The organism is Streptomyces sp. TLI_55, assembly GCF_900206255.1.
GTDB classification, from domain to species: domain Bacteria; phylum Actinomycetota; class Actinomycetes; order Streptomycetales; family Streptomycetaceae; genus Streptomyces; species Streptomyces aquilus.
On record NZ_OAOJ01000001.1, the window covers coordinates 1,981,404 to 2,005,706 of the forward strand.

Below are 24,303 nucleotides of genomic sequence, written 5' to 3' on the forward strand. Positions count from 1 at the left end.
AGAGTGCATAGTGCAAAAGATTGGCTGACATGGACAGGCACGCGACATGTGGGAGCCGGAGATGCGGACAGCCCGACTGCGGACCGTGCACCCCGCCCAGTGGGCCGGCTGGGCCGCGCTCGCCGCGGGCGCGGTGCTGTGCGTCCTCGGCTGGTACGGCGTCTCCGGCGAGCGGTTCGCCGAACGCCAGCTCCCCTACCTGGCCTCCTGCACGGTCCCCGGCGCCGCGCTGATCGTCGCGGGCGCGGTCCTGCTGGCGCACGGCCGGGACACGATCGCCGCCGCGCGCGTGGAAGAGCTGTACGGCCTCCTGGTGGCCGCCGAGCCGGAGACTCCCGCGGAGCCGGCGACGGCTCCCCTCGCGATCAGCGGGGACCTGCTGATGGTGCCGGGCGGCACGCTGTGGCACCGCGCGGACTGCCCCCTGGTCGCCGGGAAGGTGGAGGCCGTGCCGGTTGACGCGAAGCTGGTGGCGAGCGGCGAGCTGGCCGCCTGCCCCATCTGCGAGCCCGCCGAAGAGACCGACTGAAGCCCCGCGGCCGATGTCGTCCCTCACCTACGACCTGACGCTCGCCGGCCTCTCGGTGGGCAGCGCCGCCGCGCTGACCGGGATCGGCCTGATCGTGACGTACCACGCGACGGGTGTCCTCAACTTCGCGCACGGGGCGATCGCGATGGTGTGCGCGTATGTGCTGCGGCAGTGCGTGGTGGAGTGGGGCTGGCCGCTGTGGGCGGGGGCGGCGGTGACGCTGTTGCTGCTGGCGCCGGGGCTCGGGGTGGTCCTGGAACGTTTCGTCTTCCGCCCCTTGTCGGTCCTGGGCGGCGACCCCGCCCAGACCCTGGTGGCGTCCATCGGGGTGTTCGTGCTGCTGGTGGGCGGGGCGGCGCTGCTGTGGGGCCAGGGCGCGCGGGACGACGCGCCGGAGCTGGTGTCGTCGGACCCGTGGGGCCAGCTGGCGGTCGTGCTGGTGCTGGCGGCGGGTGTGGGGGCGGTGATCCGTTGGACGCGCTTCGGCCGTGAGCTGCGCGCGGTGGTGGACGACCGCGGGCTGGCCGTGCTGGGCGGGATCGACGCGGACCGGGTGGCGGCGGCGGGCTGGGCGTTCGGTGCGTTCACGGCGGGTCTGACGGGCGTGCTGCTGGCGCCGTACGTCCGCCTGGACCCGTACGGTCTGCCGCTGCTGGTCATGGAGGTCGTCGCGGTGGCGGTGGCGGCGCGGATGCGCAGCCTGCCGGTGGCGGTCCTGGTGGCCCTCGCGATCGGAGTGAGCCAGAGTCAGCTGACCCGACTGCACCCTTCCGGCTGGGCCGAACAACTGCTCCAGGCGCTGGGCGCGAACCTCTTCGTGGTGGCCCTGTTGCTGGCAGCCCTGGCTCTCCCGGGCATCGGCACCCGGGACGCGCTGCCCCGCACGGCGACCGCGCGCGTGCCGACGCCGCCGGGCGCGTGGATCGTGGCCGTGGTGCTGTTCCTCCTCCCCCTGGGCTTCGCGGGCTCGGACCTGCATACGTCGGTGCAGGTGCCGGCGCTGGGCGTGGTGCTGCTGTCGCTGGTCGTGGTCACGGGCCGAGGCGGCCAGATCTCACTCGGCCAGGCGGCGTACGCGGGCCTGGGCGCCCTGTTCACGGCGCTGCTGGCGACGGGCCGCTTTCCAGGGCTGCCGCGGCTCCCCGAACTCGCGGCACTGGCCCTGGCGGTGCTCCTGGTGGCCCCCCTGGGGCTCCTCACCGGCTGGCCGGCGATCACCCGCCGCGGCCTGGCCCTGGCGCTGGCGACGTTCGCGGTGGGCGTGGGGGTGAGCCGCTTCGTCTTCGCCCAGCCGTACGCCACGGCGGGCCTGACGCTGGGCCGCCCGGCGGGCTTCGAGGGGGACCGCGCCTACTACGTCCTGGAGTTGGTTCTCCTCGCGGCGGCCCTGTGGGCAACCCGCCTGCTCCGCACGGGCCGTACGGGCAGGGCCCTGGCCGCGATGCGGGACCACGAGGCGGGAGCGTCGGCGGCGGGCGTCCGGGTACCGCGCCTGAAACTGCTGGCGTTCGTCGCGGGCGCGGCGCTGGCGGCCCTGGGCGGCGGCATGCTCGGCATCGGCGTACGCGCCTTCGACCCCGGCGCCTTCGACCCCGTCCGCGGCCTCCTCTGGTTCGCCGCGGTCACGGTCCTGGGCGCCGACAGCACGCTGGGCGCGTTGACCGCGGCGGCGTTGCTGGTCGGTCTGGACGCGGGGGCGAGGGGCGGGGTGGCGGCGGCCCTGATCGGGGTGCTGGCAGTGTTGGTGGGCCGGTTCCCGGGAGGACCGTACGAGGCGCTGAGGAGGGGGGCGGGGCGGCTGCGGTTGCGGAGGGGGGTGCGGTTGACGGCGATGGGGGTGGAGGTACGGAAACGGGTCAGGACAACGCGACAACAAACGGTTTCAACCGATCCCCGAGCTGCCGCACCTGACCAGAAAGCCAACATGAGCGACACAGACAAGAGCCAAGGTGCACCCACACCCGCACCCGCCGAAGGCGCTCCGCCCCCACCAGGGCCCCCCGCACCCGACCACGAAAGCCGCACGGTCGGTGCGGGCGGGAAACCCCACGCGGCCGCAGGCCGCGTGCTCACCACCCACGGCCTCCAAGCCCGCTACGACACCTTCACCGCCCTCGACGGCATCGACCTCACCCTCCACCCCGGCCGCATCACCGCTGTCATCGGCCCCAACGGCGCCGGCAAGACGACCCTCTTCAACTGCCTAGCCGGCACCCACCACCCCACCCACGGCCAGATCCGCTACGCCGGCCGGGACATCACGCACCTCCCCGCCCACGAACGCACCCGCCTCGGCATCACCCGCACCTTCCAGCAACTCGCCGTCTTCCCCACCCTCACCGTCACCGAGAACGTCCGGGTAGGCGCCGAACAGACCCACACCCCCGACCCGGCCACCGCCACCCACCAGGCCCTCAGACTCCTCGCCCTGGACGGCCCCCTCAGCACCCTCCCCGCCGCAGACCTCCCCACCGGCACCCTCCGCCGCGTGGAACTCGCCAGAGCCCTGGCCGGCAACCCCCGCGTCCTCCTCCTCGACGAACCCGCCGCCGGCCTCGACACCGCCGAGGTGACCGCGCTGGCCCGCGTCCTGAAGGCCCTCGCCGCCGACGGCACCGCCCTGCTCGTCGTCGAGCACGACCTCGACCTCGTGGCCGACCTCGCGGACGTCGTCCATGTCATGGCAGCGGGCCGCATCATCGCCTCCGGCCCACCGGAACACGTCCTGGACACCCTCGCCGCGCAGGAGCCCTCCGCATGACCACCCTCGCCCTACGCCACGCGCGCGTGCGCTACGGCCCCCTGGAGGCCCTCCACGGCATCACCCTCGCCGCCCCGGCCCCCGGCCTCACCGTCCTCCTCGGCCGCAACGGCTCCGGCCGTACCACCACCCTGCGCGCCCTCGCCGGCACTGTCCCCCTGTCGGCCGGTGCCGTCGTCTGGGACGGCATCGACATCACCCGCGTCCCCGCCCACGAACGCGCCCGCCGCGGGCTGCGCCTGGTCCCCGAGCGCCAGGCGGTGTTCGGCTCCCTCACCGTCCGCGAGAACCTCGAACTGGCCGCGCCCGCCCACGCCCCCGCCTTCGAGGCGTACCCCCAGCTGGAGGCCCTCCTCCCGCGCCGCGCCGGCACCCTCTCCGGCGGCGAGCAGCGCATGCTCGCCCTCGCCCGTGCCCTGCTGACCCGCGCGCGCGTACTCCTCGTCGACGAGCCCACGCAGGGCATGTCCCCCACGGTCGCCGCCCGCACGTACGCCCTGCTGGCCGGTCTCGACGCCTGTGTGGTCGTAGCGGAACAACGCCTGCCACCGGCCCTGCGCGACGGCACAGCCGCGCACGCGCCCGTCCTCGCCTACGAACTGCGCCGCGGCGCGGTCGTGTTCAGCGGAGAGGCGGCCGAACGGGAACCGGGGCGAGAGGCGCCCCGAACACGGCCACAGCCCGGCCCGCGCTCTGCGCGCCGCCCGAACCCTTCGGAATGACCAGCAACGTCCCCGGGTTCAGCCGCCCCGGCGAGCGCCCGATCATGTCCTTGTTGGCCTCGTACAGCGCCCGCCACCCACCCGCGACGCCGTACTCGCGGGCGAGCCCGAAGAGGGTGTCGCCGGGCTTCACCGTGTGCATCCGGCCCTGGAGCCCGTAGCGGCGCGCACAGACCGGCCAGGCCTCCCAGCCCTGCACGGCCAGCACCTCCTGGGCGACGGCGATCTGCTGCGCCCGCGTGGCGAGGTCCGCGCGCGGGGCGTACGTCAGCCCGCCGAACTCCTCCCAGGTGGGCTGCCAGAACTGGAGTCCGCCGTAGAAGCCGTTGCCCGTGTTGACGTGCCAGCGGCCGCCGCTCTCGCACTCGGCGACGCAGCTCCAGGGCCAGCCGTCGCGGGCGCAGTCGTACGGCACGGTCGTCGGGGGCGGGCCGGGCATCGGGGGCGGTGGGGCCGCGTGCGCGAGGGCGGGGGCGAGCGCGGTCAGCAGACAGGCCACGGCGAGAAGCTTGCGGTACATCGGCCCACGCTAAGCGGCTCGCCCCGTGCGGCCGTCGCTACGCGACCGGCGCGATCAGGGGCCCCACCCGGTCGGCGGACCGTCCGGGTGGAGCCCCGTGCCCAGGAGGGGGGGAGCGGCTCAGAGTTCGAGTCGCTGCCCGGGCACGATCAGGTCGGGATCACCGCCGATGACGGCCTTGTTGGCGGCGTAGAGACGCTGCCAGGTGGTCCCGTGGCGGGCGGCGATCGTGCTCAGCGTGTCGCCCGCGCGGACGGTGTAGTCGCCGCGGGACGCGCCGCGGCCGGTGTGGCTCTGTGAACGGGCCGGCGTCTTCGACGGCTTGGCGGGGGCGGACTGGGTGGTGGCCGAGGGGGCGCTGCCGTGCGCCCCGGCCCGGGCGGAGCAGGTCGGCCAGGCGCCCCACCCCTGGGCGCGCTGGACCTTGGTGGCGATCGCGATCTGCTGGGTCTTGGTGGCCCGGTCGGCCGTCGCCGCGTAGGCGGTGCCGCCGTACGCGCGCCAGGTGCCGGCGGAGAACTGGAGCCCGCCGTAGTAGCCGTTGCCGGTGTTGATGTGCCAGTTGCCGCCGCTCTCGCACCGGGCGATGCGGTCCCAGACTCCGTCGTCCGCCGCTGCGGCGTTGCCGGTCGCGGCGAGCAGTCCGAGCGGGGCGAGCAGGGCCGCCCCGGCGAGGACCGCCGTCGTACGGACCGGAGTCTTACGAGCGTTGTCGTGCGTGGTATCGGCGCATTCGGACATGAAGTTCCCTCTCGCAGTACCGGTACTCGTTGCACACGGCGGAGGAATGTAGAGAGGGTGACCGCCCGGTATCAACCAACTGCTTGTCATTCCAGGCCAGTTCACCGTTACCCCCGGTATCGACTTTTTTCGGCCACCCACTTCATTCACCGATTTCCTGATTTGTCGACCAATCGGCTCGACGATCTGTGACCCACTTCACGCAACCAACTTCCTCTGATTTCCGAGTACTTGACCCTGAGTGCCGGATTCCGGCCCGCCGGTGACCCGTTGCGCCGGATGGTTCGATTCCGTTCGCTCTGGAGCGTGACTCCCGCCACAGATCACCCGTTGTCTTCTTCATGAGCCCGGGACCCACCCGGGCACCGCTTCCTGAGGGAGTCACCCGTGCCGCGCTTGCTCGACGTCAGCGACGAAGTTCGCGCCGAGATCGGCGACGAAGAAGCCGACCGGCTGCTCGCCGGAGACAACGCCCCCGGCAGTTACGACTGCACGTCCTGCCGCACCCCGGGCGACTCCGAAGCGGAGCGCACCAGCACCGTCCTGTTCATCGGCGACGAGACCGCGGTCCTCGCCTTCGCCCACGCCACCTGCCTGCCCTCGCAGGTCGTCCAGGTCACCGAGGAGCAGCTCCAGGGAGCCGTGCGGTCCATCACCGGCGACAGCGTCGACCTGGAGCCCGACAAGGTCGTCCCCGAGCAGGCGGTGCTCGGCGTCACCAGCGGACTGGTGCTGATCGCCGGGGAGTTGCACCCGGCGCTCGTCGTCGAGCCGACCGGCCCCATCGTGCGCCCGGGCGCGACCGGCGTCGGCGACGACTTCCTGCCGCTCCTCATCGAGCAGGGGTTCATGCCGGTCACCGAACTGTCCGAGGTGCCCCCGGTGTTGCACGGCTGGTCGGTGCTGCTCGCCATGGGCCAGCTGCACGCGGTGCTCCAGCCGTCGGCGAACGGCGGCCAGCCGGTGGCCTGGTGGCAGGCGCACCAGCCGTTGCAGGTCACCGAGGGCTGGCGGGCCGCCGCCAACAAGCACCAGCAGGTGCTGATGTTCGCGGCACCGGTGGGGTCGATCGGCCGTCAGCCGCGCGAGGACCTGCTGCGGGGCGCGATCGACAAGGCCGCGGCCAACGGCAAGTTGGTCGCCTCGGCCCTCCCGCTCGCGGGGACCTGAGCCCGACGCCCCTCCGTGCGCCTGAACGCGACCGCATCTCCTGAACACCGCGGTCGTTTGGACATACGTGCACGCATACGAGGTTCCCCGCCGCCCGCCCTTCCAGTCGATCCCGTCGTCGCGGTCGGCCCCGGACCCGCTGAGCGGCCCATCGGCCACGCCGATCTACGACGCGCTCTACGCCGAGTACGTCAGGTCCTTCCGGACTCTGCCGGGTGACCGCAGCGGCGAGGACGAGCTGGACTTCACGGCCTTCGGGAACCTCCCACAGGGCTCGGAGTCGTACGGCGGGTACCGGCCCGGGTCGTTCAGCAGCTCGTACAGCGCCTACAGCGCGGGGGCGCACAGCGCCCGGGTCGGGCAGCAGTCGCAGTGGCAGCGCGTCGGCCAGGTCGGCCAGCACGGCACGATGGTGCAGCACGTGCCGGCGCTGCCACCGGGTCAGCGCCGGGGCCTGTGAGGAAGCGAGCACGAAGGGCGGCCCCCGTCTCCACGGGGGCCGCCCTTCGGCATGTCGTACGCCTGCCGCGCCTACTTCTTCTTGGCGCCGCGCTTCTCGCGCACCCGCACCGAGATATGGATCGGGGTGCCCTCGAAGCCGAACTCCTCGCGCAGGCGGCGCTCGATGAAGCGGCGGTAGCCGGCCTCGATGAAGCCGGAGGCGAAGAGCACGAACCGCGGCGGCTTGGTGCCGGCCTGGGTGCCGAAGAGGATGCGGGGCTGCTTGCCGCCGCGGACCGGGTGCGGGTGGGCGGCGACCAGCTCACCGAGGAAGGCGTTCAGCCGACCGGTCGGGACGCGCGTCTCCCAGCCCGCCAGCGCCGTCTCGATCGCGGGGACCAGCTTCTCCATGTGCCGGCCGGTGCGCGCCGAGACGTTGACCCGGGGCGCCCAGGCGACCTGGCCGAGCTCGGTCTCGATCTCCCGCTCCAGGTAGTAGCGGCGCTCCTCGTCGAGGGTGTCCCACTTGTTGTAGGCGAGGACGATCGCGCGGCCCGCGTCGACCGCCATGGTGACGATGCGCTGGTCCTGGACGGAGATGTTCTCGGAGGCGTCGATCAGGATGACCGCCACCTCGGCCTTCTCGACGGCGGCCGCGGTGCGCAGCGAGGCGTAGTAGTCGGCGCCCTGCTGGAGGTGGACCCGCTTGCGGATACCGGCGGTGTCGACGAACTTCCAGGTGACGCCGCCGAGTTCGATCAGCTCGTCGACCGGGTCCCGGGTGGTGCCCGCGAGTTCGTTGACGACGACGCGCTCCTCGTTGGCCACCTTGTTCAGCAGCGAGGACTTGCCGACGTTCGGGCGGCCGATGAGGGCGATGCGGCGCGGGCCGCCGATCGCGGTGCCGAAGGTCTGCTCGGGGGCCTCCGGCAGGGCCTCCAGGACGGCGTCCAGCATGTCGCCGGTACCGCGGCCGTGCAGCGCGGAGATGGGGTGCGGCTCGCCGAGGCCGAGGGACCACAGGTAGGCCGCGTCGGACTCGCCGCTCTGCCCGTCGACCTTGTTGGCGGCCAGCACCACGGGCTTGCCGGCCTTGCGCAGCAGTCGTACGACCGCCTCGTCGGTGTCGGTCGCGCCCACCTTGGCGTCGACGACGAAGACGACGGCGTCGGCGGCCTCGATCGCGTACTCGGCCTGGGCGGCGACGGAGGCGTCGATGCCGAGGACGTCCTGCTCCCAGCCGCCGGTGTCGACGACCTTGAAGCGGCGGCCCGCCCACTCGGCCTCGTAGGTGACGCGGTCGCGGGTGACGCCCGGCTTGTCCTCGACGACGGCCTCGCGGCGGCCGATGATGCGGTTCACCAGGGTCGACTTGCCGACGTTCGGGCGGCCGACGACGGCGAGGACGGGCAGCGGGCCGTGACCGGCCTCCTCGATCGCGCCCTCGACGTCCTCGAGATCGAAGCCCTCTTCCGCGGCGAGCTCCATGAACTCCGCGTACTCGGCGTCGCCAAGCGCTCCGTGGTCGTGCTGCTCGCCCGAGCCGTCGGAGTGGATGTGGTCGTTCATGAAGTCGGTACCTCGTCGTTCATCGTGGTGATCGGTGGACCATCCGGTTTCTCCGGGCTGGTCCACTACTCAGTGTCGCCTAGCGACCGGTCAGTCGCCTGGCGTTTTCCAGGTGCGCGGTGAGCTGCTTCTGGATGCGCTCGGTCGCCTCGTCGAGCGCCTTGCGGGTGCGCCGCCCCGAGCCGTCGCCCGCCTCGAACGGGTCACCGAAGACCACGTCGACGCGGCTGCGCAGCGGGGGCAGCCCCTTTATCAACCGTCCGCGCTTGTCGGAACTTCCCAGTACGGCGACCGGGACGATCGGTGCGCCGCTGCGGACGGCGAAGTAGGCGAGCCCGGCGCGCAGCGCCGCGAAGTCGCCCTCGCCGCGGGTGCCCTCGGGGAAGATGCCGAGGACTCCCCCGGCGGACAGCACGTCCAGGGCCTGGGTGATGGCCGTGCGGTCGGTGCCCGAGCGGTCGACCTTGACCTGGCCGATACCGAGCAGGAACGGGTCGAGCGGGCCGATGAACGCTTCCTTCTTGATCAGGAAGTGTGTCGGCCGGGGCGCGACGCCCATGACCATCGGGCCGTCGATGTTGTGGGAATGGTTGACGGCGAAGATCACCGGGCCGGACGCGGGCACCTTCCAGGCGCCGAGCACGCGCGGCTTCCACAGCCCGTACATCAGGCCGACGCCGATACGGCGCCCGACCTCGGCGCCGCGTAGTGAAGGTGCGGTCACTTCCCGGCCCGCTTCTCCTCGACGAGGGTGACGACGCACTCGATGACCTGCGCGAGGGTGAGCTCGGTGGTGTCCACCTCGACCGCGTCGTCCGCCTTGGCGAGCGGCGAGGTCTTCCGGCTGGAGTCCGCCGCGTCCCGCTTGACCAGGGCCTCGCGGGTGGCGTTGACGTCGGCGCCCTTGAGCTCACCGCTGCGGCGGGCGGCGCGCGCCTCCGGCGAGGCGGTGAGGAAGATCTTGAGGTCGGCGTCGGGCAGCACGGTGGTGCCGATGTCCCGGCCCTCGACGACGATGCCCTGCTCCGCGCCGGCGGCGATCGAGCGCTGCAGCTCGGTGATCCGGGCCCGCACCTCCGGCACCGCGCTGACCGCGCTGACCTGGGAGGTGACCTCCTGGGTGCGGATCGGTCCGGCGACGTCCGTGCCGTCGACGGTGATCGTCGGGGCCGCCGGGTCGGTGCCGGAGACGATCTCGGGCTTGCCCGCCACGGCGGCGATCGCGGTCGGGTCCTCGATGTCGATCCCGTTGGTCACCATCCACCACGTGATCGCCCGGTACTGGGCGCCGGTGTCCAGGTAGCTCAGACCGAGCTGCGCGGCGACGGCCTTCGACGTGCTCGACTTGCCGGTGCCGGAGGGACCGTCGATGGCGACGATCACGGGCTGGGCGGCGCCGTTTTCCACGGGAGGACACCTTCCTGGTGCGGTGTGGTGGGGTTGCGGGGCGCTCGAGGGCCCCGCACAAGGGTACTGGCTCGCCAGAGGCCTCCTTACGGGCGGAGGGCCGGGGCGCTCACTGCCGGATGGACCAGCCCCGCTCGCGCAGCGCCGCCGACAGGACGGGCGCCGTCTGCGGCTCCACCATCAGCTGCACCAGGCCCGCCTGCTGCCCGGTCGCGTGCTCGATGCGTACGTCCTCGATGTTGACCCCGGCCCGTCCCGCGTCCGCGAAGATGCGGGCCAGCTGACCGGGCTGGTCGTCGATGAGGACGGCCACGACCTCGTACGCCCGCGGCGCCGAGCCGTGCTTGCCGGGTACCCGCACCTGGCCGGCCTTCCCGCGCCGCAGGATGTCCTCGATGCCGACGGCGCCCACGTCCCGCTTGTCCGCGTCGGAGGACTGCAGCGCCCGCAGGGCCTGCACCGTCTCCTCCAGGTCGGCGGCGACGTCGGAGAGCAGGTCGGCGACCGGCCCCGGGTTGGCGGACAGGATGTCGACCCACATCCGGGGCTCGGAGGCGGCGATCCGGGTCACGTCACGGATGCCCTGCCCGCACAGCCGTACGGCGGACTCCTCGGCGTTCTCCAGGCGTGCGGCGACCATGTTGGAGACGAGGTGCGGCATGTGGGAGACCAGCGCCACCGCGCGGTCGTGGGCGTCGGCGTCCATGACCACCGGCACGGCACGGCAGTGCGAGACCAGCTCCAGGGCGAGGTTCAGCACCTCGGTGTCGGTGTCCCGGGTCGGCGTCAGCACCCAGGGGCGGCCCTCGAAGAGGTCGCCGGTGGCGGCCAGCGGGCCGGACTTCTCCCGGCCGGACATGGGGTGCGTGCCGATGTACGACGTGAGGTCCAGGCCCAGCGCCTCCAGCTCGCGGCGCGGACCGCCCTTGACGCTGGCCACGTCGATGTAGCCGCGGGCGAGGCCGCGCCGCATGGCGTCCGCGAGCACGCCGGCCACATGAGCGGGCGGGGCGGCGACGATCGCGAGGTCGACGGGCCCCTCGGGCGCCTCGTCGGTGCCGGCGCCGAGCGCGGCGGCGGTACGGGCCTGCTCGGGGTCGTGGTCGGCGAGGTGGACCGTGACGCCCCGGCTGACGAGCGCGAGCGCGGCGGAGGTGCCGATGAGTCCGGTGCCGATGACGAGTGCGGTCCTCACTGGGCGATGTCCTTGCGCAGAGCGGCGGCGGCACCGAGGTAGACGTGGTTGATCTCGGCGCGGGGCCGGTCGGACTCTATGTGCGCGAGGATCCGTACGACCCGGGGCATGGCGCCCTCGATGTCGAGTTCCTGGGCGCAGATCAGCGGTACGTCGGCGAATCCGGCGCCGAGCTTGCGGGCCGCGGCGGCCGGGAAGTCGCTGTGCAGGTCCGGTGTGGCCGTGAACCAGACGCTGATCAGATCGTCGGCAGTGAGGTCGTTCCGCTCCAGGACGGCGGTGAGAAGGGCTCCGACCTGCTCGTCCATGTGACCGGCCTCGTCCCGTTCGAGCTGGACGGCGCCCCGGACCGCTCGTACCGCCACGGCGATGCTCCTTGCTGATGTACGGCTCTTGGTGCATCCAGCCTAGTCAGCCCGCGGGGGGCGGGTGCGTGGCGCCCGCCCCCTGAGACACCCGGGACCGATTCACAGCGACTGTTGCTGGATGAGCTCCTCCAGAGACGCGGGCACCTCGCCGTTCGGGGTCAGCCGGTCGACGGCCTGCGGCAGTTCCTGGGCGAGCGCGTCGGCGGCCTGGTCCGGGGAGACACCGGCCTCCTTGGCGACCTGCTGGAGGGTGTCGTCGGGAAGCGCCTGCTGGATCTGGGTGCCGGTCACCGCCTTGTTCTCGCCGCTGCCGAGCCAGGACTCCTTCTGCTCGGCGAGGCCGGACTTGGCGAGGGTGTCGAGCAGGCCGCCCAGCGGGTTGCCGCCGTTGCCGCCCTGCTTGCCGAGGGCGGAGAGCAGCGCGCCCAGGATGTTGCCCCCGTCGGAGCTGTTGCCCGAGCCGAGCAGAGTGCCCAGCAGGCCACCGAGATCGTTTCCCGCCATGATCAAAAGCCTTTCGGGAGTGCGGACCCTGACAATGTCACCCGAATGTCACAGCTCCGCTACTTGGGGAGAAAACACACCGATGCGCCCCTGGACTCGGGGCCGGTGTTCCGCTCTCATGACAGGAAACCCGCCTCGGGGGAGGCCCCTTTCATGAAGCGTTCCGGACCGCTGCTCACTCTTCTCGCGGGTCTGCTGCTAGGCCTGTTCATGCTGTCGCTCAACGCGACGACGGGTGAGAAGAAACCCTCGTCGTATGTGGAGAAGTCACCGAGCCCCAAGGCCTCACCGCCGCCCACGACCCGGTCCCCCTCGCCCTCACCGTCGCCCTCGAAGTCGCCGATCCCGAACGCCGACTACGCCGGCCGCACCGACGACGACTCCTCCGCGGTCGCCGTGTCCCTGCGGGACGGCCGGGCGATCGCGTACTTCTGCGACGGCCACGACAAGGAGTCGTGGCTCAAGGGCGACGTCGAGGACGACGGCACGATGAAGCTCACCGGCAAGGCCGGCGCCGAGCTGAACGGCACACTCAAGCAGGGCAAGCGGATCAGCGGAACGGTCGACATCGGCGGCGGGCACTACTCGTTCACCGCGGACAAGGCGATCAAGCCGTCCGGTCTGTACCGGGCGACGGCGACCGTGCGGAGCGCGAAGTTCGACGGCGGCTGGATCGTGCTGAAGGACGGCACCCAGGTCGGCATCCTCACGAAGAACGGCAAGCCCTCCCCCGCACCCGAGATCGACCCGGAGACCGGCGCGGTGACGGTCGACGGACAGCAGCTCACGGCCCGCCCCGTCACGCCCTGACCGCCAGCCAGCCCGTCCCAGGGAGCCGACCATGACCGTCGACCCGAACTCCGCCACACAGGGATTCCCGAGTCCGCCCCCCGACCATCACCGGCCGAGCGCGGCCCGCTATCTGGTCCCGGCCCTGGTCGCCGCCGCGGTGGCGGTCGGCCTCGGCGTGTACGGCAAGGTCCACGACCCGGCGGGCACCGCCTTCAACCTCGCCGGCTTCAGCAGCACGGGAGCCGTGAAGTCCTGGCTGGCGACGGTCGCGATCTTCTTCGCGCTGGTCCAGCTCACCTCGGCGCTGATGATGTACGGCAAGCTGCCCGGCCCGAGTTGGTCGGGCACGCTGCACCGTTGGTCGGGCCGCGCGGCCTTCCTGGTGGCGGTGCCGGTGGCGGTGCACTGCCTCTACGCGCTCGGCTATCAGACGTACGAAACGCGCGTTTTCTGGCACTCCCTCCTGGGTTGCTTCTTCTTCGGGGCCTTCAGTGCCAAGATGCTCCTGCTCCGCTCGGAGCGCCTCCCCAACTGGCTGCTGCCGATCGTCGGCGGGCTCGTCTTCGCCGTGCTCACGATCATCTGGCTGACCTCCGCCCTCTGGTTCTTCCGCACTTTCGGAGTGACGACATGACGATGCAAGGCCCGACGCGGCGTTCGGTGCTCCTCGCGACGGGCGCGGCGGCGTTCACCGTGGGGTGCAGCGAGTACGGCAACGAGAACGACTCAGGCTCCGACACCGTCGAGGCCTCCCCCGGTACCGAGTTGGCGCGGACGAGCGACATCCCGGTCGGCGGCGGCAAGATCTTCAAGGACGAGAAGGTCGTCGTCACCCAGCCGGAGAAGGGCGAGTTCAAGGCCTTCACCAACATCTGCACCCACCAGCAGTGCCCGGTGGCGAGCGTCTCGGGCGGCACCATCAACTGCAACTGCCACGGCAGCAAGTTCAGCATCAAGGACGGCTCGGTGGCCCACCCGCCGGCGACCCAGCCGCTGGCCGAGAAGAAGATCACGGTCGAGGGCGACTCGATCCGGCTCGCCTAATCCCACAGGGCGCCCAGCGTCACCAGCTCGCTCTGGTACTCGATCCGGTCCGCCCACTCCACGGGCCAGGCGTCGGCCCCGTGGTACGCCCCCGCGAACGCGCCCGTCAGACAGGCGATCGAGTCGGAGTCGCCCGAGCTGCACGCGGCCCGCCGCAGCGCCGTCACCGGCTCGTCGACGAAGAGCAGGAAGCACAACAGCCCGGTCGCCAGGGCCTCTTCGGCGATCCAGCCCGCGCCGGTGGCCAGGCAGGGGTCGGTCTCCGGCGAGGCGGTACGGACGGCGTCCCGCAGCCGGTCCAGGATCGCGAGGCACTCGTCCCAGCCGCGCGCGATGAAGTGCTCGGGCGTGGGGTCCTGACTCCGCGTCCACAGGTCGCCGAGCCAACGCTCCTGGTAGCGGGTGCGGTTGTCGAGGGCGTACGACCGCAGCAGCCCGATCAGCCCGGTCGGCTCGGCCCCTTGCGCGAGCAGCCGTACGGCGTGCGCGGTGAGGTCGGAGGCGGCGAGCGCGGTGGGATGCCCGTGGGTCAGCGCGGACTGCAACTGGGCGGCGCCGGACCGCTGTTCGTCGCTCAGTCCGGGGGCGAGTCCGAGGGGGGCGACGCGCATGTTGGCGCCGCAGCCCTTGGAGTGGATCTGGCTGGCGTCCTGCCAGAGCCGGCTCTCGTCCTTCAGCAGTTCGCAGGCGGTCAGACACGTGCGTCCCGGCGCCCGGTTGTTCTCCGGGGACTGGTACCAGTCCACGAACTCCTCGCGCAGCGGCCGCTCCAGCCGCAGCGGCCCGAGCAGCCCGCGGTCCATCGCGGTCCGCAGCCCGCGCCCGAGAGCGAGCGTCATCTGGGTGTCGTCCGAGACGAACGCCTTCGTCGGCAGCGGCATCTCCCGCCACGGCCCGCACTTGGCGAGGATCGACGGGACGTCGTTGAACTCGGTCGGGAATCCGAGCGCGTCCCCCAGGGCGAGCCCGATCAGCGTGCCGGTCGCGGCGCGCTTCTTGACGGTGGTGGCGGTCATGCGGGACGTCCTTCCCGGGACGGTCGGAGGAGGGGCGGGTGCAGGGCGGTGGCCGGTCCCGCGCGGTAGAGGGCGGCCGGTTTGCCGCGGCCGCCGGTCAACCGGGCGGCGCCGGGGACCTGTTCGACGAAGCCGGGCGTGGCGAGCACCTTGCGGCGGAAGTTGGGCCGGTCGAGCGTGGTGCCCCAGACGGTCTCGTAGACCTGCTGGAGCTCGCCGAGGGTGAACTCGGCCGGGCAGAAGGCGGTGGCGAGGCAGCTGTACTCCAGCTTGGCGCCGACCCGTTCGTGGGCGTCGGCGAGGATGCGGTCGTGGTCGAAGGCGAGCGGCCGGGCCGTGTCGTACGGCACCCAGCGGGCGTCGGCCGCGTCGCTGCCGCCGTGCGGTTCGGGTGCGTCGGGCAGCAGCGCGGCGAAGGCGACGGAGACGACCCGCATCCGGGGGTCGCGGTCGGGCTCGCTGTAGGTGCGCAGTTGCTCCAGGTGCAGCCCGGAGACGTCGAACAGGCCGGTCTCCTCGGCGAGTTCGCGCCGGGCGGCCGTCTCCGCGGACTCGGCGGGCTGCACGAAGCCGCCGGGCAGTGCCAGGTGTCCGGCGTACGGCTCCTGTCCGCGCTCGACGAGCAGGACATGCAGGGCACCCGCGCGGAGGGTGAGGACGGCGAGGTCGACGGTGACGGCGAAGGGTTCGTAGGCGTACTTGTCGTACTCGGCCACATCCACCCCCACCTCTCTTAATAGTCAGTCAGACTATAAAGAGGCCGGGTGAGTTCGCACAACCCGGGTAACCGCATCCGCATGGGCGAGATCCTCGTAGGCACGTGTTCGTGGACGGACCGGGCGTTGACCGGCAGCGGCTGGTATCCGCCGGGGCGGCGGGACGCCGAGGGGCGGCTGCGGCACTACGCCGAGCGGTTCCCGGTCGTCGAGGTCGACTCGGCGTACTACGCGCTGCCGGACGCCCGCACCAGCGCCCTGTGGGCGGAGCGGACGCCGGCCGGCTTCGTCTTCGACGTGAAGGCGTTCTCGCTGCTCACCGGTCATCCGACCCGGAGTGCGGTGATGCCGGGCGGGCTGCCCGCCGACCCCGGGAACCCGGCGGTGCTCGACGCGGTGTGGGCGCGCTTCACCGAGGGGATCGAGCCGCTGCGGGCGGCCGGGCGGCTCGGCGGGGTGCTGTTCCAGTTCCCGCCCTGGTTCCGGCCGGGGCAGCGGGCCGGGGCGTTCCTGCGGGAGTGCGCCGAGCGGACCGCCGGCTGGCCCGTCTCCGTGGAGTTCCGGCATCCCGGCTGGTGGCGCAGCGAGTGGGCGGACGTGACCGCCGCCCTGCTCGCCCGGTACGGCATGGCGGCGGTGGCCGTCGACATGACGCAGACGCTCCCCTCCTCGATCCCGCCCGTCGCCCCCGTCACCTCACGGCGGCTGTCCGTGGTCCGCTTCCACGGCCGCAGCGCGTCCTGGGGCACGGGGAGCAAGGAGGACCGGTTCCGGTGGGAGTACCGGGAGGCCGAACTCGCCGAGTGGCTGCCCCGGTTGCGCTCCCTGGCCGGGCGGGTCGACGCGCTGCACGTGCTCTTCAACAACTGCTGCGGCACCGCGGCCGTCCGTGCCGCCGAGACCATGCGGCGCCTGCTGGCACAGGACGGCCGCGTCCCGGCGGCACAGGAGACTCACTCCACGGCGGCCCGGGACGGCGCGAACACCGCCACCACGGCGCCGACCGCCGCGATGCCGGCCGCCGCCCAGAGCGCGGGTCCACAGCCGTCGAGGAAGTCGGTCCGCGAGCCGTAGCCGCCGTACGTCGTGAAGACCGCGGCGGCCACGGCGACACCGAAGACCCCGCCGAGCTCGCGCAGCGCGTTGTTGACGCCGGCCGCCACGCCCGCGTCGCCCAAGGGGACGGCGGAGGTCACGGCGTTGGCCACGCTCGGGAACACCATGGAGATGCCGACGCCCGCGACGATCAGCGGCCCGACGAGGCTGCCGTAGCCGACGCCGGGTTCCACCTGCCAGGCCAGCAGGGCGAGCCCGATGCCCTGGAGGAGCAGGCCGGCCAGCATGAAGGGCCGGGTGCCGAACCGGTCGGCGAGGGCACCCGCGATCGGGGAGATCAGCAGCGGGGTGGCGGTCCAGACGAGGATGCGCACGCCCGCCTTCAGGGGGTCGTAGCCGAGCCCGGTCTGGAAGAACTGCGTGATCATGAACAGGGCACCGATCAGCGAGGCGAAGCCCAGGAAAGCCGCCGCGTTGGCCGTGGAGAACCGGCGGTTCTTGAAGAGGGCGAGCCTCAGCATCGGATACCGGGCGCCCTTGTGCTCCCACCTCAGGAAGGCGGCCACGAAGACGATCCCCACGGCCAGCGAGACGAGGACCTCGGCGCTCCCCCAGCCCGCCTCGGGGGCCCGCACCGGCGCCCAGGCGAGGCCGGTCAGCCCGACCGCCGCCAACACCAGGCCCACGATGTCGAGTTGGGGGCGCGGCCCGAAGCTCTCGGTGAGTTTGCGGGCGGCCAGGGGCAGCATCACCAGCCCGAGGGGCACGTTCAGCCAGAAGATCCACTGCCAGGACAGGCCTTCGGTCACGGCCCCGCCCAGCAGGGGTCCCGCGGCCACGCCGAGCCCGGTGACCCCGCCCCAGACGCCGATCGCCACGCCCCGCTTCTCGGCCGGGAACGCCTCGCTGATCAGGGTGAGGGTGAGGGGCAGGAGCACGGCGGCGCCGGCGCCCTGCACGACGCGGGCGACGATGAGCTGGCCGGAGCCGCCGGCGAGGCCCGCGGCGGCCGAGGCGAGCGTGAAGACGGCCAGCCCGGCCACGTACATCCGCCGCCGCCCGAACCGGTCGCCGAGCGCGGCGCCGGTCAGGGTGAGGCAGGCGAACACGAGGTTGTAGGCGTTGATCGTCCATTCCAGCTCGGACAGGCTCGCCCCGAAGTCGGCCTGGAGCGCGGGCAGCGCGGTGGAGACGACCACGATGTCGAGGGCGCACAGCAGGGCGCCGAGCCCGGCGAGGGCGACGGTCCAGACGCGATGGGGTGGGGCGGGTGGGGCATGGGTTTCCCGGAGGGGGACTGCGAGTGCTTCGGTCGCTTCGGTCATCGTGGTGCCTTCCGTGAGTGTCGTTCACGGAAGGCAGACCGGGCTCATCGTGGAAAGGAATCGCGGCGGCCCAGGAAGGCCAGCAGCCGGATGTCGGGCGGCGCGGAGACCGCCACCGCGACCGGCTCCCCGAACCGCACTCCCCGGTCCTCCGCCGCGACCACGCACCGGGCGACGGGCAGCAGATCGGTCGCGAGGGCCACCGGCAGCGGGCGGGCCCTGCCGCAGGCCTGGGCGACGTCCCAGCCGTGCACGGCGATCTCGACGGCGCCGACCGCGCCCATCACCTGTACGTCCAGCGGCCGTTCGCCGACCAGCACCTGGCCCTCGGCGCCGGCCGCCCAGGCGCCGAGCACGGCGCACGCGCGCGTGCGGAAGCCGCACTCCCGGTCGGCTTGCGGCAGCAGTCCGATCCGGCCGCCGGTCAGCCCCTCGTACAACGCGTCGAGGGAGTCGTCGAGATGGCCGAGCAGCTCCCCCAGGTCCCACTCGGCGCACGGCGTGCCCCGGCCGAGCCCCATGGACTCCGCCCCGGCGACGCTTCCGAGCGCATAGGCGAGCGAACGCTCCAGCAGCTCCCCCGCGTTCACGACAGCGCCTCCGGCAGCCCGAAGGAGGCGAACAGCGAGGGGTCGAGGAAGACCGTCATCCGCCCGATCTCCCGGCCGTGGAGCGTGAGCACCTGTACGGAGTGCGCGCGCAGGACGCCGTCGACGCCCCGCTCGTACATCGCCGCCGCCGGCTGCCCGTTCGCGCGCGTGGGCAGCATCCGCAGCCCGCGCTTGGCACGCGCGCGTGGCTCCAGGAAGCGCAGCGCGTCCTTCTGGCCGCGGAACCACTCGAGGTAGGGCGGCATCTCCAGTTCGACGCCGTCCCGCAACAGCGCGAGGAGGGCGTCCATGTCGGCGTTCTCGAAGGCGGCCATGTACCGGTCGAGCACCTCGCGGTCGGCGGCGCCGTCGGGTTCCACGACGAGATCCTCGTCGGGCGCGACCTCGTCGAGGTGGGCACGCGCGCGTTGGAGGCTGCTCTTCACGGCGGCGGTGGAGGTGTCGAGGAGGGCCGCGACCTCGGGCGCCCGCCAGGCGAGCACGTCCCGCAGGATGAGCACGGCCCGCTGCCGTGCGGGCAGATGCTGGAGCGCGGCGACCAGGGCGAGCCGCAGACTGCCCCGCGCGGCCACGACCGTCGCGGGGTCGAGCAGCGCGTCCGGCAGCGGCTGGAGCCACGGGACGTCCGTCGCAGGGGCCCTCAGCGGCTCCTCAGGCGCCTCTGACGGGCCGCCGAGCCCCGTGGGCAGCGGACGCCGCGTACGGCTCTCCAGGGCCGTCAGACACGTGTTGGTGGCGATCCGGTGCAGCCACGTGCGCAGGGACGCCCGGCCCTCGTAGCCGTCGTAGGACCGCCAGGCCCGCAGATAGGTCTCCTGCACCAGGTCCTCGGCCTCGTCGGCCGAGCCCGTCATCCGGTAGCAGTGCGCGAGCAGCTCGCGCCGGTACGGGTCGGTGAGCCGCACGAACTCGTCGCGGTCCGTCGTCGCGCCCATGGCCACTCCTCTCGCCGGTCATGAGTACAGACCGGCGAGGGAGCGAAAACGCATCGCTCAGGAGCGTCTAGAGGTCGACTTCCTTCATCAGCATGCCGACCTCGGTGTTGGACAGCCGGCGCAGCCAGCCCGACTTCTGGTCGCCCAGGGTGATCGGGCCGAACGCCACGCGCACCAGCTTGTCGACCGGGAAGCCGGCCTCGGCCAGCATCCGGCGCACGATGTGCTTGCGGCCCTCGTGCAGGGTGACCTCGACGAGGTAGTTCTTTCCGGTCTGCTCGACGACCCGGAAGTGGTCCGCCTTCGCGTACCCGTCCTCCAGCTGGATGCCGTCCTTGAGCCGCTTGCCCAGGTCACGCGGGATCGGGCCCACGATGTGCGCGAGGTAGACCTTCTTCACGCCGTACTTGGGGTGGGTCAGCCGGTGGGCCAGCTCGCCGTGGTTGGTGAGCAGGATGACGCCCTCGGTCTCGGTGTCCAGCCGCCCGACGTGGAAGAGCCGCGTCTCCCGGTTGGTGACGTAGTCGCCGAGGCACTGCCGGCCCTCGTTGTCCTCCATGGTGGAGACGACACCGGCGGGCTTGTTCAGCGAGAAGAACTGGTACGACTGGGTCGCGACGGTCAGGCCGTCGACCTTGACCTCGTCCTTCTCCGGGTCGACGCGCTTGCCCTGCTCCAGGACGATCTCGCCGTTGACCTCGACCCGCGCCTGCTCGATGAGCTCCTCGCAGGCCCGCCGCGAGCCGTAGCCCGCGCGCGCGAGGATCTTCTGGAGCCGCTCGCCCTCCTGCTCGGCGCCCGGGAAGGTCTTGGGGAGCTTCACGTCCTTCTTGTTCGCGTACCGCTCCCGGTTGCGCTCCTCGGCCCGCGCCTCGTACTCACGGGAGGTCGCCGGCACCCAACGGCCGCGCCCGGTGCCACCCTGCTTCGGCCCGCCCTTGGCGCCGCCGCGCGCCGAAGCGCCGCGCCCGGACTTCGGACCCTGCGGAGAGGCGCCGGGGCCCACGTCGTACTGGCGCTCCTCGGGGCGCGGCTTCTTCGGCCGGCCGCCCTGCTTGTCGTCACGGGAGTTGCCGGCGCCGCGGTAATTCCCGCGGCCACCGCTGTTCCCGCCGCGGCCGCCGCTGTTGCCACCACGGCTCCCGCCGTTGTTTCCGCTGCTGTTCCTGCCGCTGCTGCTTCGCATCAAATTTCCGTCTAGTCGTCTGCGTCCTGGCCGTCCGGCGCGTCAGGAGCGTCCGGATCGGACGACGGAACCCCTTCCAGTGTCTCGGCCTCGATCGCCTCCGCCTCCGGGAGGAAGGGCGCGAGCTCCGGGAGCTCGTCCAGACCGCGCAGGCCCATCCGCTCCAGAAAGTAGTTCGTCGTCGTGTACAGGATCGCACCTGTTTCGGGTTCCGTGCCCGCCTCCTCGACCAGACCCCGCTGCAGAAGGGTGCGCATCACACCGTCGCAGTTCACTCCGCGCACCGCGGAGACCCTGCTGCGGCTGACCGGCTGACGGTAGGCGACGACCGCGAGCGTCTCCAGCGCCGCCTGGGTGAGCCGGGCCTGCTGACCGTCCAGGACGAAGCCCTCGACGGCCGCCGCGAACTCGGGCCGGGAGTAGAAACGCCAGCCCCCGGCGATGAGCCGCAGCTCGAAGCCGCGCCCCTGCACGGTGTACTCGTCGGCCAGCTCCCGCAGCGCGTCGCCGATCTGCCGCTTGGGCCGCTGGAGGATCTTCGCCAGGTGCTCCTCGGTCGCGGGCTCGTCCACGACCATGAGGACGGCCTCCAGAGCCGGCTTGAGTGCGAGGTCGGCGACGGTACGCAGCCCGGCCGGTACGTCGGTGGTCTGCTCGCTCACGCCTTGTCCTCCTTGGGCGGCTCGGGCGGTCGGTCGAACTCGTCGGTCACCTTCGGCGTCTCGTCGCCCTCGCCGCCGGTCCACCGCACGATCAGGTCCCCGAGCGCGGTCTCCTGGTCGAGGGCGACGGCCTTCTCCCGGTACAGCTCCAGGAGGGCCAGGAATCGCGCCACGACGGTGAGGGTGTCGTCGGTGTCCTCGACGAGCGCGCGGAAGCTGGCCTCGCCGAGCTGCTTGAGCCGGGCGACGACGATCCCGGCCTGCTCCTGCACGCTGACCAGCGGGGCGTGGATGTGGTCGACGTACACCTGCGGCTTGGGCTTGGGCTGCATCGCCTTCACGGCGAGCTTCGCGAACCCCTCCGCGCCGATGCTGATGACGACCTCGGGCAGCAGCTCGGCGTGGTGCGGCTCCAGGCCGACGGTACGGGGGTAGCGGCGGGCCTCCTCGTCGAGGCGCTGGTTGAAGATGTCCGCGATCTGTTTGTACGCGCGGTACTGGAGGAGCCTGGCGAAGAGCAGGTCACGGGCTTCCAGCAGGGCCAGGTCGGCCTCGTCCTCGACCTCGGCGGCGGGCAGCAGCCGGGCGGCTTTGAGGTCCAGCAGGGTCGCGGCGACGACCAGGAACTCGGTCGTCTGGTCCAGGTCCCAGTCCGGTCCCATGGCCCGGATGTGCGCCATGAACTCGTCGGTGACCTTGGACAGCGCGACCTCGGTGACGTCCAGCTTGTGCTTGGAGATCAGCTGGAGGAGCAGGTCGAAGGGGCCTTCGAAGTTGGCGAGGCGGACCTTGAAGACGCCATCGTCGGGTTCTTCCGCTTCTTTCGCGACCGGCTCAGAAACCTCAGGCGTCTCAGGAAGCTCAGCCACCTCAGGTGCCTCGGGCGCCCCCGGCCCCCGCCCCAGCGCACGCCGACGGCCGGCAGCGGCGCCGGCGGGGACGGGAGCGTCGTTCGAGGTCATGGCCCCCGCAGGCTACCGCTACCGCCCGCGCAGCCGTCGTACGAGGATGCTCGCGTCCCCGCGGGACTCCAGATCGGCCAGCACCACGGCGACCGCCTCGCGGACGATGCGCCCGCGGTCGACGGCCAGCCCGTGCTCGCCGCGGAGCACCAGACGCGCGTGCTCCAGATCCATGAGCTCCTCGGCGGAGACGTACACGGTGATCTTCTCGTCGTGCCGCTCCCGGCCGCTGGGCCGGCGCGCGGCCGCCCTGCTGCCGCCGCCCCGCTGCTTGCGCGGTGCGGCGGCGGCAGAACCTTCCTGCTCGTCCTGACGTCGCGTGGAGCGCTCCGCCGCGGTGCCCCGGCTGCGGGACTCACCGGCCTCGGCCGGCTCCGTGGCCACGTGCTCCGCCCCGTCGCCGTCCCCGCCCTGCGCGGGCACGGACTGCGGTGCGTCCTCCGCCGCCGCCGCTGCGTCGCTCTCGCCGGCGGGAGCGGGCACCCTGGCGTCGCCGTTGACCCCCCGCCGCGGAGTGGACGGCTGGAGCGCCATTCCCCCTGTCGTACGGAAGAGTTCGTCGGCCCCCGGCAGACTCACTCGGCGTGACACCGGGCGAGCACCTCCCTGGCGAGCTGGCGGTAGGCGGCGGCACCGACGGAGTTGGAGGCGTACGTGGTGATCGGCTCACCGGCGACCGTGGTCTCCGGGAAGCGGACCGTGCGCCCGATGACCGTGTGGTAGACGTGGTCGTCGAACGCCTCGACCACGCGGGCCAGGACCTCTCGGCTGTGCACCGTGCGCGAGTCGTACATCGTGGCGAGGATGCCGTCGAGCTCCAGCTCGGGGTTGAGCCGCTCCTGGACCTTCTCGATGGTCTCCGTGAGCAGGGCGACACCACGGAGGGCGAAGAACTCACACTCCAGTGGCACTATCACCTTGTGCGCGGCCGTCAGCGCGTTCACGGTCAGCAGACCGAGTGACGGCTGACAGTCGATCACGATGTAGTCGTAGTCGGCCATGAGCGGCTTCAGGGCCCGCTGCAGCGTCGACTCGCGGGCGACCTCGGAGACCAGCTGGACCTCCGCCGCCGACAGGTCGATGTTGCTCGGCAGCAGGTCCATGTTGGGGACCGCGGTCTTGAGCAGGACCTCGTCGGCCGCCATGCCCCGCTCCATGAGCAGGTTGTAGACGGTGAGGTCGAGCTCCATCGGATTGACACCGAGACCCACCGACAGCGCGCCCTGCGGGTCGAAGTCCACGAGCAGCACCCGGCGTCCGTACTCCGCGAGCGCGGCACCCAGGTTGATGGTCGACGTGGTCTTGCCGACGCCGCCCTTCTGGTTGCACATCGCGATGATCTTCGCGGGGCCGTGGTCGGTCAGCGGGCCCGGGATCGGGAAGTACGGCAGCGGGCGACCGGTCGGGCCGATGCGCTCGCGGCGCTGACGGGCAGCGTCGGGAGCGAGCGTGGCCGCGTACTCGGGATCCGGCTCGTACTCGGCGTCGGGGTCGTAGAAGTGCCCCTCGGGCAGTTCGTCGTAGTCGGCGAAGTGGTTGTGGGGCGCGCCACTTCCGTCGCCGGCCATGGCGTTCACGTGATGGCCATCCATGCTCTGGTGTGCTGACAGAGTCGTCCCTGTCGTCTGGTGACTCTGGTGGGCTGCGAAGGTGCGCACCGCCACGGAGCCGACAGCCTCGAACCCCGCGGGACCCTGGTCCCGTACCGGCATTCCTGGTTGACCACCCCCGGGAGTAAATGTCGACTCATTCACAAGTCGTCTTACCTCCTTGGTGACCAGGAAACTTCTAGACAGGTCAGCGTGGCACCATGCCGACAGTCGGCGACTCTATGGCGTGTCGGGCGTCCGCAGCAACACAATCCGCCGGACCCGGCCGGATGTGTCGGCAATGAAACATCTCTCTGTCAAGGGCGTACGGCCGTCGCACAGCAGGTTTCACCGGTGTGCGAATCGACCAAAGGGTTACGTTCGAGGCGAGTTGACCGAGAGCCGCAAAGTGACCATACACACATCCGGCCGGACCTTGTCGGGCAAGGTCCGGCCGGGTGCGCGTCGTTGACACGCCATGT

Annotated in this window: 26 protein-coding genes and 1 pseudogene; 9 read left to right on the plus strand and 18 right to left on the minus strand. The window is 72.0% G+C overall.

Annotated features, from left to right (window positions below; all coding sequences use genetic code 11):
- Positions 1-61 precede the first annotated feature (61 nt).
- From CRP56_RS09215 to CRP56_RS09225, 3 genes are read left to right on the plus strand one after another with little or no spacing between them, the layout of a single operon-like run.
- Positions 62-529, plus strand: a complete 468-nt coding sequence (locus CRP56_RS09215) for a hypothetical protein (RefSeq protein WP_097273873.1) — start codon at positions 62-64, stop codon at positions 527-529.
- A gap of 13 nt (positions 530-542) precedes the next feature.
- Positions 543-3,290 (plus strand): ABC transporter permease subunit, encoded by a 2,748-nt coding sequence (locus CRP56_RS09220; RefSeq protein ID WP_097262103.1) that lies wholly within the window; start codon positions 543-545, stop codon positions 3,288-3,290.
- The gene (locus CRP56_RS09225; protein ID WP_097262106.1) at positions 3,287-4,012 is read left to right on the plus strand and encodes an ABC transporter ATP-binding protein; all 726 of its coding nucleotides are present in this window, start codon (positions 3,287-3,289) and stop codon (positions 4,010-4,012) included. The genes CRP56_RS09220 and CRP56_RS09225 overlap by 4 nt, the downstream gene beginning before the upstream one ends.
- Here the strand turns inward: CRP56_RS09225 and CRP56_RS09230 are convergent.
- Together CRP56_RS09230 and CRP56_RS09235 are read right to left on the minus strand one after the other, a co-directional pair.
- Positions 3,912-4,532 carry a LysM peptidoglycan-binding domain-containing protein gene (locus tag CRP56_RS09230; RefSeq protein WP_097262109.1) on the minus strand — a complete coding sequence of 207 codons (621 nt, stop codon included), beginning with the start codon at positions 4,530-4,532 and terminating at the stop codon, positions 3,912-3,914. The genes CRP56_RS09225 and CRP56_RS09230 overlap by 101 nt on opposite strands.
- A gap of 120 nt (positions 4,533-4,652) precedes the next feature.
- A complete protein-coding gene (locus CRP56_RS09235) occupies positions 4,653-5,273 on the minus strand; it encodes a LysM peptidoglycan-binding domain-containing protein (protein WP_097262111.1) in 621 nt (206 codons plus the stop codon).
- 387 nt (positions 5,274-5,660) lie between these two features.
- On the opposite strand from CRP56_RS09235, the gene CRP56_RS09240 reads away from it, so the two are divergent.
- Entirely contained in the window at positions 5,661-6,443 is a 783-nt protein-coding gene (locus tag CRP56_RS09240; RefSeq protein ID WP_097262114.1) for a hypothetical protein, read from the plus strand.
- Positions 6,444-6,510: 67 nt separating this feature from the next.
- Positions 6,511-6,903 carry a hypothetical protein gene (locus tag CRP56_RS09245; protein ID WP_097262116.1) on the plus strand — a complete coding sequence of 131 codons (393 nt, stop codon included), beginning with the start codon at positions 6,511-6,513 and terminating at the stop codon, positions 6,901-6,903.
- Between the two features lie 71 nt (positions 6,904-6,974).
- On the opposite strand, the gene der is transcribed toward CRP56_RS09245, so the two are convergent.
- From der to CRP56_RS09275, 6 genes are all read right to left on the minus strand, one after another.
- Positions 6,975-8,453 (minus strand): ribosome biogenesis GTPase Der, encoded by a 1,479-nt coding sequence (gene der, locus CRP56_RS09250; protein WP_097262119.1) that lies wholly within the window; start codon positions 8,451-8,453, stop codon positions 6,975-6,977.
- Positions 8,454-8,532: 79 nt separating this feature from the next.
- Complete coding sequence (locus tag CRP56_RS09255; RefSeq protein ID WP_097262122.1) at positions 8,533-9,216, minus strand: lysophospholipid acyltransferase family protein; 684 nt, start codon at positions 9,214-9,216, stop codon at positions 8,533-8,535.
- Positions 9,174-9,860: a (d)CMP kinase gene (gene cmk, locus CRP56_RS09260; RefSeq protein ID WP_097262125.1), complete on the minus strand. Its 687-nt coding sequence runs from the start codon at positions 9,858-9,860 to the stop codon at positions 9,174-9,176. Before cmk ends, CRP56_RS09255 begins: the two co-directional genes overlap by 43 nt.
- A 109-nt stretch (positions 9,861-9,969) precedes the next feature.
- Positions 9,970-11,055 (minus strand): prephenate dehydrogenase, encoded by a 1,086-nt coding sequence (locus CRP56_RS09265; protein ID WP_097262128.1) that lies wholly within the window; start codon positions 11,053-11,055, stop codon positions 9,970-9,972.
- Positions 11,052-11,420 carry a chorismate mutase gene (gene aroH, locus CRP56_RS09270; protein ID WP_079310578.1) on the minus strand — a complete coding sequence of 123 codons (369 nt, stop codon included), beginning with the start codon at positions 11,418-11,420 and terminating at the stop codon, positions 11,052-11,054. Before aroH ends, CRP56_RS09265 begins: the two co-directional genes overlap by 4 nt.
- Before the next feature lie 102 nt (positions 11,421-11,522).
- Positions 11,523-11,927, minus strand: coding sequence for a YidB family protein (locus tag CRP56_RS09275; protein WP_097262130.1), 405 nt, complete (start codon positions 11,925-11,927; stop codon positions 11,523-11,525).
- A gap of 153 nt (positions 11,928-12,080) precedes the next feature.
- On the opposite strand from CRP56_RS09275, the gene CRP56_RS09280 reads away from it, so the two are divergent.
- The 3 genes from CRP56_RS09280 to CRP56_RS09290 are packed head-to-tail and all read left to right on the plus strand — an operon-like array spanning position 12,081 to position 13,763.
- Positions 12,081-12,737, plus strand: a complete 657-nt coding sequence (locus tag CRP56_RS09280) for a hypothetical protein (protein WP_097262133.1) — start codon at positions 12,081-12,083, stop codon at positions 12,735-12,737.
- A gap of 31 nt (positions 12,738-12,768) precedes the next feature.
- The gene (locus CRP56_RS09285) at positions 12,769-13,353 is read left to right on the plus strand and encodes a DUF6529 family protein (protein ID WP_097262135.1); all 585 of its coding nucleotides are present in this window, start codon (positions 12,769-12,771) and stop codon (positions 13,351-13,353) included.
- Positions 13,350-13,763, plus strand: coding sequence for a Rieske (2Fe-2S) protein (locus CRP56_RS09290; protein WP_097262137.1), 414 nt, complete (start codon positions 13,350-13,352; stop codon positions 13,761-13,763). The genes CRP56_RS09285 and CRP56_RS09290 overlap by 4 nt, the downstream gene beginning before the upstream one ends.
- On the opposite strand, the gene CRP56_RS09295 is transcribed toward CRP56_RS09290, so the two are convergent.
- Both CRP56_RS09295 and CRP56_RS09300 read right to left on the minus strand, forming a co-directional pair.
- The gene (locus tag CRP56_RS09295) at positions 13,760-14,779 is read right to left on the minus strand and encodes an ADP-ribosylglycohydrolase family protein (protein ID WP_097262138.1); all 1,020 of its coding nucleotides are present in this window, start codon (positions 14,777-14,779) and stop codon (positions 13,760-13,762) included. The genes CRP56_RS09290 and CRP56_RS09295 overlap by 4 nt on opposite strands.
- A complete protein-coding gene (locus tag CRP56_RS09300) occupies positions 14,776-15,495 on the minus strand; it encodes an NUDIX hydrolase (RefSeq protein WP_097262141.1) in 720 nt (239 codons plus the stop codon). The genes CRP56_RS09295 and CRP56_RS09300 overlap by 4 nt, the downstream gene beginning before the upstream one ends.
- A gap of 81 nt (positions 15,496-15,576) precedes the next feature.
- Between CRP56_RS09300 and CRP56_RS48315 the strand changes: the two genes are divergently transcribed.
- Positions 15,577-16,569, plus strand: a complete 993-nt coding sequence (locus CRP56_RS48315) for a DUF72 domain-containing protein (protein WP_097262143.1) — start codon at positions 15,577-15,579, stop codon at positions 16,567-16,569.
- Here CRP56_RS48315 and CRP56_RS09310 read toward each other — a convergent pair.
- From CRP56_RS09310 to CRP56_RS09345, 8 genes and pseudogenes are all read right to left on the minus strand, one after another.
- Positions 16,536-17,876, minus strand: a pseudogene (locus CRP56_RS09310) (DHA2 family efflux MFS transporter permease subunit); the annotation flags it as partial. The gene CRP56_RS48315 and the pseudogene CRP56_RS09310 overlap by 34 nt on opposite strands.
- A gap of 44 nt (positions 17,877-17,920) precedes the next feature.
- On the minus strand, positions 17,921-18,466 hold the full coding sequence (locus CRP56_RS09315) for a TIGR03086 family metal-binding protein (RefSeq protein WP_097262147.1): 546 nt from the start codon (positions 18,464-18,466) through the stop codon (positions 17,921-17,923).
- Positions 18,463-19,422, minus strand: coding sequence for a sigma-70 family RNA polymerase sigma factor (locus tag CRP56_RS09320; protein ID WP_097262150.1), 960 nt, complete (start codon positions 19,420-19,422; stop codon positions 18,463-18,465). Before CRP56_RS09320 ends, CRP56_RS09315 begins: the two co-directional genes overlap by 4 nt.
- Positions 19,423-19,489: 67 nt before the next feature.
- Positions 19,490-20,608 carry a pseudouridine synthase gene (locus CRP56_RS09325; RefSeq protein ID WP_097262152.1) on the minus strand — a complete coding sequence of 373 codons (1,119 nt, stop codon included), beginning with the start codon at positions 20,606-20,608 and terminating at the stop codon, positions 19,490-19,492.
- An 11-nt stretch (positions 20,609-20,619) separates the two neighbouring features.
- The gene (gene scpB / locus CRP56_RS09330) at positions 20,620-21,270 is read right to left on the minus strand and encodes an SMC-Scp complex subunit ScpB (protein WP_097262155.1); all 651 of its coding nucleotides are present in this window, start codon (positions 21,268-21,270) and stop codon (positions 20,620-20,622) included.
- Positions 21,267-22,232, minus strand: a complete 966-nt coding sequence (locus tag CRP56_RS09335) for a segregation and condensation protein A (protein WP_097262157.1) — start codon at positions 22,230-22,232, stop codon at positions 21,267-21,269. The genes scpB and CRP56_RS09335 overlap by 4 nt, the downstream gene beginning before the upstream one ends.
- An 18-nt stretch (positions 22,233-22,250) precedes the next feature.
- Positions 22,251-22,823, minus strand: a complete 573-nt coding sequence (locus tag CRP56_RS09340; protein WP_097262159.1) for a hypothetical protein — start codon at positions 22,821-22,823, stop codon at positions 22,251-22,253.
- Positions 22,808-23,944, minus strand: coding sequence for a ParA family protein (locus CRP56_RS09345; protein ID WP_059196697.1), 1,137 nt, complete (start codon positions 23,942-23,944; stop codon positions 22,808-22,810). The genes CRP56_RS09340 and CRP56_RS09345 overlap by 16 nt, the downstream gene beginning before the upstream one ends.
- Positions 23,945-24,303 lie beyond the last annotated feature (359 nt).

Excerpts from the sequence above, each read along its gene's own strand:
- CRP56_RS09280 (WP_097262133.1), top strand. The coding sequence starts at position 12,081 with ATGAAGCGTTCCGGACCGCTGCTCACTCTTCTCGCGGGTCTGCTGCTA.
- CRP56_RS09325 (WP_097262152.1), bottom strand. The coding sequence starts at position 20,608 with ATGCGAAGCAGCAGCGGCAGGAACAGCAGCGGAAACAACGGCGGGAGC.
- CRP56_RS09235 (WP_097262111.1), bottom strand. The coding sequence starts at position 5,273 with ATGTCCGAATGCGCCGATACCACGCACGACAACGCTCGTAAGACTCCG.
- CRP56_RS09345 (WP_059196697.1), bottom strand. The coding sequence starts at position 23,944 with ATGCCGGTACGGGACCAGGGTCCCGCGGGGTTCGAGGCTGTCGGCTCC.
- CRP56_RS09295 (WP_097262138.1), bottom strand. The coding sequence starts at position 14,779 with ATGACCGCCACCACCGTCAAGAAGCGCGCCGCGACCGGCACGCTGATC.
- CRP56_RS09230 (WP_097262109.1), bottom strand. The coding sequence starts at position 4,532 with ATGTACCGCAAGCTTCTCGCCGTGGCCTGTCTGCTGACCGCGCTCGCC.
- CRP56_RS09285 (WP_097262135.1), top strand. The coding sequence starts at position 12,769 with ATGACCGTCGACCCGAACTCCGCCACACAGGGATTCCCGAGTCCGCCC.
- CRP56_RS48315 (WP_097262143.1), top strand. The coding sequence starts at position 15,577 with ATGGGCGAGATCCTCGTAGGCACGTGTTCGTGGACGGACCGGGCGTTG.
- CRP56_RS09275 (WP_097262130.1), bottom strand. The coding sequence starts at position 11,927 with ATGGCGGGAAACGATCTCGGTGGCCTGCTGGGCACTCTGCTCGGCTCG.
- CRP56_RS09215 (WP_097273873.1), top strand. The coding sequence starts at position 62 with ATGCGGACAGCCCGACTGCGGACCGTGCACCCCGCCCAGTGGGCCGGC.
- CRP56_RS09290 (WP_097262137.1), top strand. The coding sequence starts at position 13,350 with ATGACGATGCAAGGCCCGACGCGGCGTTCGGTGCTCCTCGCGACGGGC.
- der (WP_097262119.1), bottom strand. The coding sequence starts at position 8,453 with ATGAACGACCACATCCACTCCGACGGCTCGGGCGAGCAGCACGACCAC.
- CRP56_RS09335 (WP_097262157.1), bottom strand. The coding sequence starts at position 22,232 with ATGACCTCGAACGACGCTCCCGTCCCCGCCGGCGCCGCTGCCGGCCGT.
- CRP56_RS09220 (WP_097262103.1), top strand. The coding sequence starts at position 543 with ATGTCGTCCCTCACCTACGACCTGACGCTCGCCGGCCTCTCGGTGGGC.
- CRP56_RS09225 (WP_097262106.1), top strand. The coding sequence starts at position 3,287 with ATGACCACCCTCGCCCTACGCCACGCGCGCGTGCGCTACGGCCCCCTG.
- CRP56_RS09320 (WP_097262150.1), bottom strand. The coding sequence starts at position 19,422 with ATGGGCGCGACGACGGACCGCGACGAGTTCGTGCGGCTCACCGACCCG.